Origin of the sequence: Vibrio sp. M260118 (assembly GCF_036533755.1) — a bacterium.
In the GTDB taxonomy this organism is placed as follows: Bacteria; Pseudomonadota; Gammaproteobacteria; order Enterobacterales; family Vibrionaceae; genus Vibrio.
This window is the reverse complement of sequence record NZ_JATABG010000004.1, coordinates 1-11,999: the sequence shown is the minus strand read 5'-3', so window position 1 is coordinate 11,999 and position 11,999 is coordinate 1. Positions and strand designations below refer to the sequence as shown.

General features: G+C 46.4%; 13 protein-coding genes and 1 other RNA gene. 4 read left to right on the top strand and 10 right to left on the bottom strand.

The genetic code is table 11. From position 1 onward, the window contains the following. Window positions 1-11 precede the first annotated feature (11 nt). From QTO00_RS00745 to rsmI, 5 genes are all read right to left on the bottom strand, one after another. On the bottom strand, window positions 12-1,736 hold the full coding sequence (locus QTO00_RS00745) for a penicillin-binding transpeptidase domain-containing protein (protein WP_331422335.1): 1,725 nt from the start codon (window positions 1,734-1,736) through the stop codon (window positions 12-14). Next, window positions 1,733-2,050 (bottom strand): cell division protein FtsL, encoded by a 318-nt coding sequence (gene ftsL / locus QTO00_RS00740; RefSeq protein ID WP_331422333.1) that lies wholly within the window; start codon window positions 2,048-2,050, stop codon window positions 1,733-1,735. Before ftsL ends, QTO00_RS00745 begins: the two co-directional genes overlap by 4 nt. A 4-nt stretch (window positions 2,051-2,054) precedes the next feature. Further along, entirely contained in the window at window positions 2,055-3,005 is a 951-nt protein-coding gene (gene rsmH / locus QTO00_RS00735; RefSeq protein ID WP_331422331.1) for a 16S rRNA (cytosine(1402)-N(4))-methyltransferase RsmH, read from the bottom strand. Window positions 3,006-3,191: 186 nt separating this feature from the next. Continuing rightward, window positions 3,192-3,620, bottom strand: an RNA gene (gene rnpB / locus QTO00_RS00730) — RNase P RNA component class A. Between the two features lie 145 nt (window positions 3,621-3,765). Further along, a complete protein-coding gene (gene rsmI, locus QTO00_RS00725) occupies window positions 3,766-4,626 on the bottom strand; it encodes a 16S rRNA (cytidine(1402)-2'-O)-methyltransferase (protein WP_331422329.1) in 861 nt (286 codons plus the stop codon). 63 nt (window positions 4,627-4,689) lie between these two features. Here rsmI and QTO00_RS00720 point away from each other — a divergent pair, with 63 nt between their 5' ends. Genes QTO00_RS00720 through QTO00_RS00705 form a run of 4 tightly spaced genes read left to right on the top strand, consistent with a single transcriptional unit; the run spans window position 4,690 to window position 8,023 of the window. Beyond that, the gene (locus QTO00_RS00720) at window positions 4,690-6,504 is read left to right on the top strand and encodes a penicillin-binding protein activator (protein WP_331422327.1); all 1,815 of its coding nucleotides are present in this window, start codon (window positions 4,690-4,692) and stop codon (window positions 6,502-6,504) included. Then, a complete protein-coding gene (locus tag QTO00_RS00715; protein ID WP_331422326.1) occupies window positions 6,491-6,856 on the top strand; it encodes a YraN family protein in 366 nt (121 codons plus the stop codon). The genes QTO00_RS00720 and QTO00_RS00715 overlap by 14 nt, the downstream gene beginning before the upstream one ends. A 3-nt stretch (window positions 6,857-6,859) precedes the next feature. Beyond that, window positions 6,860-7,450: a phosphoheptose isomerase gene (locus tag QTO00_RS00710; protein ID WP_038202806.1), complete on the top strand. Its 591-nt coding sequence runs from the start codon at window positions 6,860-6,862 to the stop codon at window positions 7,448-7,450. 3 nt (window positions 7,451-7,453) lie between these two features. Then, the gene (locus QTO00_RS00705) at window positions 7,454-8,023 is read left to right on the top strand and encodes a BON domain-containing protein (protein ID WP_331422325.1); all 570 of its coding nucleotides are present in this window, start codon (window positions 7,454-7,456) and stop codon (window positions 8,021-8,023) included. Between the two features lie 47 nt (window positions 8,024-8,070). On the opposite strand, the gene sspB is transcribed toward QTO00_RS00705, so the two are convergent. The 5 genes from sspB to petA form a co-directional block, all read right to left on the bottom strand. Continuing rightward, window positions 8,071-8,565: a ClpXP protease specificity-enhancing factor gene (gene sspB, locus QTO00_RS00700; protein WP_331422324.1), complete on the bottom strand. Its 495-nt coding sequence runs from the start codon at window positions 8,563-8,565 to the stop codon at window positions 8,071-8,073. 11 nt (window positions 8,566-8,576) lie between these two features. After that, window positions 8,577-9,212: a stringent starvation protein SspA gene (sspA, locus tag QTO00_RS00695; RefSeq protein ID WP_331422321.1), complete on the bottom strand. Its 636-nt coding sequence runs from the start codon at window positions 9,210-9,212 to the stop codon at window positions 8,577-8,579. A gap of 95 nt (window positions 9,213-9,307) precedes the next feature. Continuing rightward, entirely contained in the window at window positions 9,308-10,045 is a 738-nt protein-coding gene (locus QTO00_RS00690) for a cytochrome c1 (protein ID WP_331422320.1), read from the bottom strand. Further along, on the bottom strand, window positions 10,042-11,307 hold the full coding sequence (locus QTO00_RS00685) for a cytochrome b (protein WP_038202814.1): 1,266 nt from the start codon (window positions 11,305-11,307) through the stop codon (window positions 10,042-10,044). Before QTO00_RS00685 ends, QTO00_RS00690 begins: the two co-directional genes overlap by 4 nt. Continuing rightward, window positions 11,307-11,900 carry a ubiquinol-cytochrome c reductase iron-sulfur subunit gene (gene petA, locus QTO00_RS00680; RefSeq protein WP_038202816.1) on the bottom strand — a complete coding sequence of 198 codons (594 nt, stop codon included), beginning with the start codon at window positions 11,898-11,900 and terminating at the stop codon, window positions 11,307-11,309. The genes QTO00_RS00685 and petA overlap by 1 nt, the downstream gene beginning before the upstream one ends. Window positions 11,901-11,999 lie beyond the last annotated feature (99 nt).

Below are 11,999 nucleotides of genomic sequence, written 5' to 3'. Positions count from 1 at the left end.
TGTAAACTCACTTAATCTTGTTTAAATCTGTTTTCGTCGGGCGCCACATTGAGAATCTGCAGCGTCCCCTTCATAATTTCGGAAAATACCGGACCCGCCACTGAACCACCGTAGTAGTTATCACCCTGAGGTTCATTAACCACAACCACTAGTGCAACTCTTGGGTCACTCGCCGGCGCTACCCCTGCTGTATAAGCAAAATATTCATCACCATAACCACCAGCAATCGCTTTACGTGACGTACCGGTTTTTGCCGCGACACGGTAACCTGGTACTGCCGCTTTGGTCGCTGTACCACCAGGCTGAGTAACGGTTTCCAACATGTTCAGGACTTTTTGTGCATTGTCGTGGTCGATGACCTGCTTAGCAAAATCTTGTTGGTTGTTCTCGATGATATGGATCGGTTGGTACTCACCTAAGTTACCTAAAGTCGCATAGGCATGGGCAAGTTGCAGTGGCGTAATAGTCAAGCCATAACCAAATGAAAGAGTAGCGATTTCAAACTGAGACCAGCGGCGTCGGTTAGGGAAAATACCTTGTGTTTCACCGACTAGGTTCAAACCTGACACTTCACCAAAACCCACTGAGCTATACATACCCAATAAGGCTTCTAAAGGCATATCGAGCGCCAGCGTCGCGACACCAATGTTACTCGATTTTTTCAAGATGGTGGTTAAGTCAGCTTTACCCACTTTCGACGTATCACGTACACGGCTACCACCGATCTGCATGATGCCATTGCCGGTATCGATAATGGTGTTGTCATCCGCCACGCCATTTTCTAACGCCGCCAAAACAACAAATGGTTTTACTGTAGAACCCGGCTCAAACGCATCGGTGATGACGCGGTTACGCATCTTTGCAGATTGAAGATCAGCGCGGTTATTAGGGTTGTACGAAGGCGCATTGACCATCGCCAGTACCGCTCCAGTTTTTACATCCAGAATCACAGCCGAGCCAGAAGTCGCTCGATAGTCTGCAACGGCTTGCTTGATTGCCCGGTAGGCGATCGCCTGAACGCGCTGATCGATAGTCAACTCGAGCGGTTTACCCTCTTCTCGCTCTTCCAGTGAGATATTTTCAACCACACGACCATAGCGATCTTTACGGATAATACGTTTGCCAGCTTCACCAGTAAGCCACTTATCGTAGCTACGCTCAACACCCTCTAGACCATGTCCATCGATACCTGTCACACCAACTAAGTGAGCACTAACTTCACCTGCTGGATAGTAACGTCGAGATTCCGCTTTTAGACCAACACCGGAGAGCTTCAACTCACGAACATAGTGCGCCATCGCCGGGCTAACTTGACGCTGAAGATAGATAAAGCGCTTCTTCTTATTACGATTAATTTTATCGATAAGCTTCTGGCGCTTAAGGCCAAGTACATCTGCCAGTGCGTGCCAACGGTCGATATCTTCTAGGCCACCCGCTTTAAAAATCGCGACAGGATCGGCCCAAACCGCTTCAACGGGAACACTTACCGCCAGAGGCTCGCCGTTGCGATCAGAGATGATACCTCGAGCCGAATGAAGGGTTTTAGCTCGAATAGAGCGTAGGTCACCCTGCTTTATAAGGTTGTCTGGTTCGATAATTTGAATGTACGCAATGCGGCCTGCAAGCGCTGCAAATGCACAAAAGACAAAAAACAGCACCAAGTAGAAGCGCCAGCGAATTAATGTCACTGGCTGTTGCTCGGTTTTAGACTCTACAGGTTTAACTTTTTTGCTCATGGAAGATTGATGATGACTTCTTTGTCTGAATCTGGACGCTTCATTTCAAGCTCGGCTTTTGCCACAGCTTGAACTCGACTGTGCTCTGATAGTGCGGTTTCTTCGATCAGCAAGTTACGCCACTCGTCGTCTAGCCTTTCTCGCTCGACAAGTGCTTGATCTTTTTCAGTAATGGCTTGACGGGTATGGTGGGTGGTAAATACAACTCCCATTGCGCTGCTAAATATCAGTACCAATAGAATAAGAGGTACTCGACCGACACCCAGTAGATCGAGTGCAATCAATTTAGCAAGATTGGGAGTTGCCTTACTCATAGGTCTATAGTTTTTCTGCCAGACGAAGCACTGAACTGCGTGAACGAGCGTTCTCTTCGACTTCTTGTTTCGAAGGTTTGATCGCTTTGCCAACTGGTTTTAAGTTGGCACTGCCTAGCGCACTAATCTGCGCTTCGGTCATAGGAATACCGTGAGGAACCTCAGGACCTTTGCTCTCTTTACGGATAAAGCGCTTAACCATGCGATCTTCTAGCGAGTGAAAACTGATCACCGACAGGCGGCCTTGAGGGGCCAAAATGCTCGCTGCACCTTTTAATGCAGTATCGATCTCTTCTAGTTCGCTATTGATGTAAATTCGGAATGCTTGGAAAGCACGTGTTGCAGGGTGTTTTTTCTCTTTAAAGCTCTTTGGCGCAGCTTCAGAAATCACTTTAGCCAACTGACCAGTTCGAGTTAGGGGTTCGTTCTCTTCATTCTCACGATAGGCAACAATCGCTTTAGCAATACGACGCGCATGTTTATCTTCACCAAACTCACGAATTACCCAAGTAATATCATCAAGATCTGCTTCAAGTAGCCACTGCGAAACTGGAATGCCCGAAGTTGGGTCCATACGCATATCGAGTGGGCCATCTTTCATAAAGCTGAAACCGCGCTCTGCATCATCCAATTGTGGTGAAGAGACACCAAGATCAAGCAACACACCATCGACTTTACCAACCAGATCGTAGTCAGCCGCATATTCAGCCATGCCTGAAAAAGGGCCGTGAATAATGGTAAAACGAGGATCATCAATTTTGCCCGCTTCAGCAATTGCCTGAGGATCACGGTCAATACTATACAGACGACCATTTTCACCGAGCTTAGAGAGAATCGTGCGGCTGTGACCACCACGACCGAACGTACCATCAATGTATATACCGTCTGGTTTAATCGCTAAACCATCGATCGATTCATGAAGGAGTACAGATATGTGTTTAAATGCTTCGGTCATAGTTATCTCATGTGGCTGACGCATTGACGAGTTCGAATTCACCAGTGTACTGATTTAATGGCGTATCGCCACTACTAGCGATTACGAACACGTGATTTTGCGCTAAGTTTAATCTTTCGAAAACCAAATTGGTCAAATAAAAGCAAAAAACCCATCATAACAATAAAGTTACAATGGGTCTCGAATAGGTGGAGCCGACACATAAGCCGGGTTCTGTTCCGCTTTCGCGGCGGTAGCCATTCGTCTAGGCCAGCAATCACTCACTGGCTCGAGCAACCTACCCGCCTCCTTACGCGAGCAACGCAATGTGGAGGCCTATTTGGTCTTGCTTCAGGTGGAGTTTACCCTGCTACGAACTATTACTAGTCGTCCGGTGCGCTCTTACCGCACCCTTTCACCCTTACCTGTGCCCTAGGGCCATCGGCGGTCTTCTCTCTGCTGCACTTGTCGTGGGCTTGCGCCCCCCAGGCGTTACCTGGCACCTTGCTCTATGAAGCCCGGACTTTCCTCCCCTTTGTCAGTCTCCCGAAGGACGTCAACGTCAGTCTCCTAAAAGGACCTCAACGTCAGTCTCCCGAAGGACATCAACAAAGCAGCGACTACCCAGTCGACTCCGAGGGCGGATTGTATAGAGTTAAGAGTGAAGTGTCTAGCGAGATCACAGATATGATGAAATGAGCACGCTAAGTGATCAAAAAGTAGACGAGTAGATAGCTACGAGCTACGAGCTACGAGCTACGAGTGATTAGAAACTCGAAACTTAAAGATTCTCCAACCCCCACTTATATAGGGCATTCTTCTTTAAGTTGTAGATTTCCGCCGCCATAGCCGCTGCTTTTTTCAGTGGTAGCTCTTTAACTAGAATGCTCAGCGTGCGTTTTACCTCTTCAGGGATCGACTCCTCTTCAGTAGAGCGGTAGCCGTGGATCAATAACGCCATTTCACCGCGCTGCTGATTTGGATCCGACTTAACCCACTCAACCAACTCACCTAAAGGCATACCTTGGATTGTTTCGAACGTTTTGGTCAACTCGCGGGCTAACACAACTTCTCGCTCTGGACCCAAAATTTCCAACATATCGTCGAGTGAGTCTAAAATTCGGTGTGGAGATTCGTAGAACACGCAAGTACGCTCTACCTTAGCAATTTCAAGGAACTTATCTTTGCGCCCTTTACTCTTAGCAGGTAGGAAACCTTCAAAGCTAAAACGATCAGATGGAAGACCAGAAGCACTCAGCGCCGTGATAACCGCACATGCACCTGGTAGCGGGACAACTTTGACTCCCGCCTGACGACATTGCGTCACAAGATGGTAGCCTGGATCGCTAATTAATGGCGTTCCGGCATCAGAAACCAGTGCGATAGAGTGCCCAGCTAACAATTTATCGACTAAGACTTGCGCTTTTTGCTGTTCATTATGATCATGGAGGGCAAAAGTTTTAGTATGAATACTGAAGTGCGACAATAATTTACCAGTATGACGGGTGTCTTCAGCTGCAACGAGGTCAACACTCGATAACACTTCGATGGCTCGTTGAGTAATATCACCTAAATTACCAATAGGGGTAGGCACGATATAAAGAGTGGGAACCTCGATTGGTAAGGTTTTGTTATCTGTCATTTGTTTACCATCACTTCAACGATTAATATAGACACAATCTTATACGGAATTAATAAAGAACTCATGGCCATAAAACACCACAAGCGTCTAAGTGTAACACGCTTAATGACTCCTGTAGCACTAGCTGTCACTTTGGCAGCGTGTTCTTCTACTCCTAAGGCGCCACAAAGTGTCGATATTACGCTCGACCCTAACCAACCTCTACAAACTTACTTAATGCGCGCTGATAGTAGCCAAGGTAGTTTGCAGAGCGATTGGCTTATTATGGCACTGAAAGCCTCTATCGATGCCGGTGACACCGCACAAGCAGAACTGCTCATCAAGCGTTTGTCACGCCAGTCGCTTAACGAAATGCAACAAGCAGAGTGGCAACTAGCGCGCGCAGAGTTATTGGTTTCACAAGGCAAAAATGATGAGGCTCTGCAAGTTCTTAACTTCCGCCCAAACTGGCAGTTGGGAGAAGATCAGTGGCTGAACTATCATCAGATGCGTGGTTCTCTATTCACGAAGAAAGGCGACATATTTAATGCAACTCGAGAACTTTCTTTAAGTCGTCAGTACCAGCCAGAAACTGAGCAAAGCGCCATTGCCCAAACCATTTGGAGCAATCTAGGTAAATACTTACTTTCACAAATCGAAGGGTTCAAGGTTCAAGAGAACGATACAGAAATTACAGGTTGGCTCGAGCTAGCAGCTACGAGTAAAAACTATGCAAGTGACCTACCTCAGCTTAAAGCTCAGTTAGAAGAGTGGCTTGCTAATCACCCTAGCCACCCAGCAACGCAGTATACACCTCAGGCCATTACTGACATTCTAGCGCTCGAAATCACTAAGCCAGTCAATACTGCTCTGCTACTGCCACTTACAGGCAAATTCGCCAAGCAAGCACAGCTGATTCGTGATGGTTTTATTCTTGAAATGATGAATGACACTGAGCGAGACGAGAATGCAACACTTACTGTTATTGATACCAACGCAACCTCGATTGAAGAACTAGAAATCACTCTAGTAGAGAAGCAGATCGACTCTGTTGTTGGTCCATTGCTGAAAAGCAATATCGAGAAACTACAGCAAGCGCAAGCTAGCTTTACGACGCCTCTACCAACCCTAGCGCTAAACATTCCTGATGAAATTCAGCCAGGCAACAACACTTGTTACTTAGCACTATCACCCGAGCAAGAAGTTGCGCAAGCAGCGAAACATTTAGCGCAGCAAGGTTACCAATACCCTCTCATTCTCGCGCCGCAAGGTCGCCTTGGCACTCGTGTAGTCGAAGCGTTTGAGCAAGAGTGGAAACAGCACAATGATACTAAGGTAGCAGTTAACCTATTTGGTGATAAGCGCCAGCTACAACGTGATATCAACAAAGTGTTTGGCCTGCAAAGTAGCCAACAGCACATAGCGCAGATGGAATCTCTACTCGATATTCCACTAGAGAGTCAGCCACGAAGTCGCCGTGATATTGATGCGGTGTACATTGTCGCTAACGGTTCAGAACTGACCTTAATCAAGCCATTTATCGAAGTGGCGATCAACCCAGATACAACGCCACCAAAGCTATACTCTAACTCTCGCAGTAACAGTGGCCGCCATCAATACGAAGACTTAACTGGTGTGATGTTCAGTGATATTCCTCTACTAATCCAACCTGATGCTGCCCTGAAAGCACAGATGGACAAACTATGGCCTAAAGATTCCAATGCCGAGATACGTCTTCAAGCACTTGGGATGGATGCCTACCGCCTGATGGAGCATCTACCGCAAATGAAAGTCGTCCACGACTACAACCTTGAAGGTAACACTGGCCTACTCAGCATTAATGAAAATTGTATCGTGCAACGTGAGATCAGTTGGGCGGAGCACAGTGCCACTCAATAAGCGTGAGCAAGGGCAACACTACGAAGCCGCGGCCGAAAAATATCTTATAGGTTGCGGCTTATCGCCAATTGAGAGAAACTTCCTAATAAAAGGCGGTGAGCTTGACCTGATCATGAAACACGGCGAGACGATTGTTTTCGTCGAAGTTCGCTATCGACAGAGCCAAGCCTATGGGCATGCTGCAGAAACAGTCACTGCGAGCAAAGTTAGAAAGCTCGTCAAAGCCGCAACGCTATGGCTAGCGAAAAATGGTCTATCGATTCATTCGACCGATTTCCGTTTCGACTTGGTGGCAATACACCAACATGGTAAACAGATCGAGTGGATAAAAAACGCAATTACTCAAGGATAATCGATGCTAGACAGCATTAAAGATAGCTTTACTGAAAGTATTCAAATTCAAATCGCCGCAGCAGAGGCACTGCCTGATGCAATTACCCACGCAGCTCAAGCTATGGTTGCAAGCTTGCTCAATGGCAATAAAATTCTTTGCTGTGGCAATGGCGGGTCTTCTTCAAATGCCCAGCAATTCGTATCTTGTCTTCTCAACCGTTTTGAAACAGAGAGACCAAGCCTACCTGCAATGGCATTAACCGCAGACAACACCACACTGACTGCCGTTGCCAACGACTACCACTATGAAGAGATTTTCTCTAAGCAGGTAAGGGCCTTTGGCCAACCGGGTGATATTCTACTCGCGATTTCAACCAGCGGTAACAGCAAAAACATCATCAAAGCGATGGAGGCTGCAGTAACTCGTGATATGACTATCATCGCTTTTACTGGTAAAGATGGTGGTGAAATGGCCGGTCTACTTGGTGAAAATGATGTCGAGATTCGCATCCCTTCTCACCGAACCGCTCGTATCCATGAAGTTCATATGGTCACGCTACACTGCTTGTGTGATCTTATTGATCAGGTACTGTTCCCAGCTCATGAAGAGTAAATTATGAAGATGGTAAAAAACTTAGTCGTTTTTCTTTTCGCACTTAGCCTTTCCGGCTGTGCTGGCCTGTTTGTCGCAGGCGCGGCAACAACCGCAAGTATCGTTATTGACCCTCGTACCACTCAAGAAATATGGAATGACAACAATATCGAGTTTGAGATTACCGGTATAGGTAATAAAGATCCTTTCCGTGGTAACGCTCGTATCACAGCAAGCTCATACAACGGCACCGTTGTTTTAATGGGGCAAGCGAATACTGAACAACTAAAACGCGATATAGAGAGTCGATCTCGTGACATTAAAGGCGTTAAAGAGGTACACAACCAACTGCGCGTGAAGTCACCACTCTCTGTGGGGCAAATTAGCCATGATAGCTGGATAACCACTAAGGTAAAATCAGCGCTAATCGCTAACTCGGAACTTAGCGGCACCAAAATTAAGGTAATCACTGAAGACAAAGAGGTATTCTTGCTTGGTTATGTATCGCAAGAACATGCAACAATAGCAATAGATATTGCTCGTAACACCTCAGGTGTAAAACAAGTCATTCGTGCTTTCTATCAAGGGAGTTGACCCTGTCGGAATAGATGTAAAAAGCAGCGCTAGGCGCTGCTTTTTTATTACTTAACCACTCGAAGACTCGGTCTGCCTTTTGGTCTAGGCGCTTCGCCCTCTGCCAATTCAGACTCAACGGATTCCAGCTCCAGTTCTGGCTCTTCCGCAACAGAGAGGCTTTGAGGTGACTCTTCTGTAATCTCTTCCTCGAAACCTTCCTCTTCCCCCATGTAGGCATCTTCAGGTTCAAACATAGTTCCAGCACCGTTTTCACGGGCATAGATAGCCTGAACCGCATAAAGAGGCACAATAACGGAGTGAGGACGCCCGCTAAAGCGAGCATTAAAGGTAATCGCCTCGTTACCTAGCTCTAAATTACCCACGGCTCGAGGAGCAACATTAAGGATAATTTGGCCATCTTGAACAAACTCGAGAGGCACACGCACTCCCGGCAGTTCGGCTGAGACAACCAGATGTGGCGTTAAGTCGTTGTCCACCAGCCACTCATAAAATGCACGTAGCATGTATGGTCGGCGTGGTGTCATGTTTGCTATATCCATCTTCTCGCCAATTAACGAGTTAGACGCATTTCACGTTCAGCTTCAGTGAGAGAAGCTAGGAATGAATCACGTTCAAATACGCGGTTCATGTACACTTTAAGCTCTTTAGAACCAGGGCCTACAAGCTCAATACCAAGTTGAGGTAAACGCCATAGTAACGGTGCTAGGTAGCAGTCGATTAAGCTGAACTCTTCGCTCATAAAGTACTCGTATTCAGCGAATACAGGACCTAGAGTTAGCAGGTCATTACGCAGTTTGTTACGCGCTGCTTCTGCTTCTTCAGCGTTACCTTTTACGATCTTTTCAGCAAGCGTGTACCAGTTCTTCTCGATACGGAAAATCATCAGACGGCTATTGCCACGCGCAACTGGGTAAACAGGCATCAATGGTGGATGAGGGAAACGCTCATCTAGGTATTCCATGATAATTTTTGAATCGTAAAGCGCTAGTTCACGATCAACTAACGTTGGTACTGTCTTGTACGGGTTTAATTCGATAAGCTCCGCAGGTAGATTCGCTTCATCAACAAGCTCTACTTCAACACTTACACCTTTCTCTGCTAGAACAATACGAACCTGATGGCTATACATATCAGATGCACTTGAAAATAGAGTCATCACAGAACGTTTATTGGCAGCTACAGCCATGGAGCCCTCCAGCACACTTACAAATAAAAACAATGGAGGCTAAGCCTCCATTGTAAAGTTTAAAAATTAGGAATTAGCACGGTATGATAGCACAATTAGTGCACATCGCGCCAATACTCTTTCTTAAGTAGCACAACGACAATAGTGAAGATCACTAGGAATGCCATTACCCACCAACCTAGTGCATGACGCTCAAGCTTAACAGGGTCACCTGAGTACTCTAAGAAGTTAACCAAATCACGAACCGCTTGGTCATACTCTTCACTGTTAAGTTCTCCCGTGCCATCAGACTCAACACCGACCACTTTTGTCACTTCCTGGCCATCAACTATATGAGTCTCAAAAATAGGCTTGGGAATACCTTGCAGCTCTTCGAGTACATGTGGCATACCAACACTTGGGAAAACGATGTTGTTAACACCAAATGGGCGACTTGGGTCCTCGTAGAAACTACGCAAGTATGTATATAGCCAATCGGTACCGCGCACACGTGCAACTAAAGTGAGATCTGGAGGTGGAGCACCAAACCATTTCGCCGCTGACTTATCTGGGATAGCATTCTCCATTAAGTCACCCACCTTAGCTTCAGGATCAAAGATCAGGTTATCTTTCAATAACTCAACCGGGATACCGATATCACGTGCTACACGTTCATAACGTTGGTACTGAGCTGAGTGACAACCGAAACAGTAGTTCATGAACAGTTTCGCGCCGTTTTGCAGTGAAGCCTGGTCACTCAGATCATTGTTCGCTTTATCAAGTGGTACGTTCGCACCCGCTGCCATCGCCAATGAAGGCAGCATTGCAAATAAAATTACAATCCATTTTTTCATTTGAATGTCACCCTTTCTGGTAGTGGCTTAGTCGCTTCGTTCTTACTGTAGAAGTACAGCAGTACGAAGAACATGAAGTAAGCTAAGCTGAAGATCTGAGCTAATAGCGTGTATGTTGGTGTTGCGGGTAGCGCACCAAGAATACCCAACGCGATAAAGCTGATCGTGAACTGGATGATGTTGAATAAATGGAACTTGCTGCGGTAGCGGTAAGAACGTACACGACAACGGTCTAACCAAGGTAGTACAAATAGAACCGCAATCGATGCACCCATCGCGATAACACCGAGTAGCTTATCCGGAACCGCACGTAAAATCGCGTAGAACGGAGTGAAGTACCATACAGGAGCAATGTGTTCAGGTGTTTTCAGTGGGTTCGCTGCTTCAAAGTTTGGTGGCTCTAGGAAATAACCGCCCATCTCTGGATTGAAGAACAACACGTAACAGAACAAGAATAGGAAGCCGGCTACACCTACCATATCTTTCACAGTCCCATACGGATGGAAAGGAATAGAGTCTATGATGTCATACTTCTTAGTGTAGTAGTCGTGGAACTTAAACTGCGTCTGGTAATCGTCGCCCATCTTGCCCTTTGGTAGTTTGGTTTCGATACCGTCTGGGTTGTTCGAACCAACTTCGTGCAGTGCCAATACGTGAAGTACGATCAATAGCAATAGTACGATAGGTAGAGCAATAACGTGTAGAGCGAAGAAACGGTTTAGCGTAGCACCAGAGATAACGTAGTCACCACGAATCCATAGCGTTAGATCATCACCGATTACAGGAATAGCACCAAATAGAGAGATGATTACCTGTGCACCCCAGTAAGACATCTGACCCCATGGTAGTAAGTAACCCATGAATGCTTCAGCCATCAACACAAGGAAGATTAGCATACCGAAGATCCATAGCAGCTCACGAGGCTTCTGGTAGGAACCGTAGATCAGACCACGGAACATGTGCAGGTAAACAACAACGAAGAATGCCGATGCGCCGGTCGAGTGCATGTAACGCAGTAACCAACCGTATTCCACATCGCGCATGATGTATTCGATAGAGGCAAATGCACCATCACCAGATGGTACGTAGTTCATTGTTAGCCAGATACCCGTTAGGATCTGATTGACCAACACAAGCATCGCTAGTGAGCCGAATAGATACCAAAAGTTAAAGTTCTTTGGCATCGGATACTCAGAAAGGTGCTTTTTGTACGCATTCATTGCGGGTATGCGTTTTTCTACCCAATCAAGTAGAGCTTGCATTATGCCTCCCCTCCTTCGTCAACACCGATAATGATCTTGGTATCGCTCAGATACATGTGCTTAGGTACGACTAAGTTCAAGGGCGCAGGAACGCCTTGGAATACACGACCAGCCATATCAAACTTAGAGCCATGACATGGACAGAAGAACCCAGATTTCACACCTTGAACTTGTTCGCTAAAACTGTCAGGTAAATAGGTCGGTGAACAACCAAGGTGCGTACAGATACCAACGGCAACGAAGTACTCTGGCTTAATTGAGCGGTAAGCATTTTGAGCATAAGTTGGTTGTTGTTCTTCACCAGATGAAGGGTCACGTAACTGACCGTCGAGTTCTTTAAGCGTGTCTACAACTGATTGTGCACGACGTACAACCCATACAGGTTTACCACGCCACTCCACACGTACCATTTGCCCTTCTTCAAGTTTACCGATTTCAACTTCAACAGGGGCACCTGCAGCTTTGGCTTTTTCACTTGGGTTCCAAGATTTAATAAAAGGAACGGCGACAGCAGCGGCACCCAGACCACCAACAACAGCTGTTGTTGCGGTTAGGAAACGTCTGCGACCGTTATTTAAAGGCGCATTGCTCATCCAAACATTCTGCCATTTGCTGCTTGTGGATTTTTTTTTATTCCCTTAAAGAGCATGGCTAACAAAATACGAATTTAGTTGTATTTATTTGATGGCAAA

Bases quoted from the DNA above. Each gene is read 5' to 3' on its own strand.
- QTO00_RS00745 (WP_331422335.1), bottom strand. From the start codon at position 1,736: ATGAGCAAAAAAGTTAAACCTGTAGAGTCTAAAACCGAGCAACAGCCA.
- ftsL (WP_331422333.1), bottom strand. From the start codon at position 2,050: ATGAGTAAGGCAACTCCCAATCTTGCTAAATTGATTGCACTCGATCTA.
- rsmH (WP_331422331.1), bottom strand. From the start codon at position 3,005: ATGACCGAAGCATTTAAACACATATCTGTACTCCTTCATGAATCGATC.
- rsmI (WP_331422329.1), bottom strand. From the start codon at position 4,626: ATGACAGATAACAAAACCTTACCAATCGAGGTTCCCACTCTTTATATC.
- QTO00_RS00720 (WP_331422327.1), top strand. From the start codon at position 4,690: ATGGCCATAAAACACCACAAGCGTCTAAGTGTAACACGCTTAATGACT.
- QTO00_RS00710 (WP_038202806.1), top strand. From the start codon at position 6,860: ATGCTAGACAGCATTAAAGATAGCTTTACTGAAAGTATTCAAATTCAA.
- QTO00_RS00705 (WP_331422325.1), top strand. From the start codon at position 7,454: ATGAAGATGGTAAAAAACTTAGTCGTTTTTCTTTTCGCACTTAGCCTT.
- sspB (WP_331422324.1), bottom strand. From the start codon at position 8,565: ATGGATATAGCAAACATGACACCACGCCGACCATACATGCTACGTGCA.
- sspA (WP_331422321.1), bottom strand. From the start codon at position 9,212: ATGGCTGTAGCTGCCAATAAACGTTCTGTGATGACTCTATTTTCAAGT.
- QTO00_RS00690 (WP_331422320.1), bottom strand. From the start codon at position 10,045: ATGAAAAAATGGATTGTAATTTTATTTGCAATGCTGCCTTCATTGGCG.
- QTO00_RS00685 (WP_038202814.1), bottom strand. From the start codon at position 11,307: ATGCAAGCTCTACTTGATTGGGTAGAAAAACGCATACCCGCAATGAAT.
- petA (WP_038202816.1), bottom strand. From the start codon at position 11,900: ATGAGCAATGCGCCTTTAAATAACGGTCGCAGACGTTTCCTAACCGCA.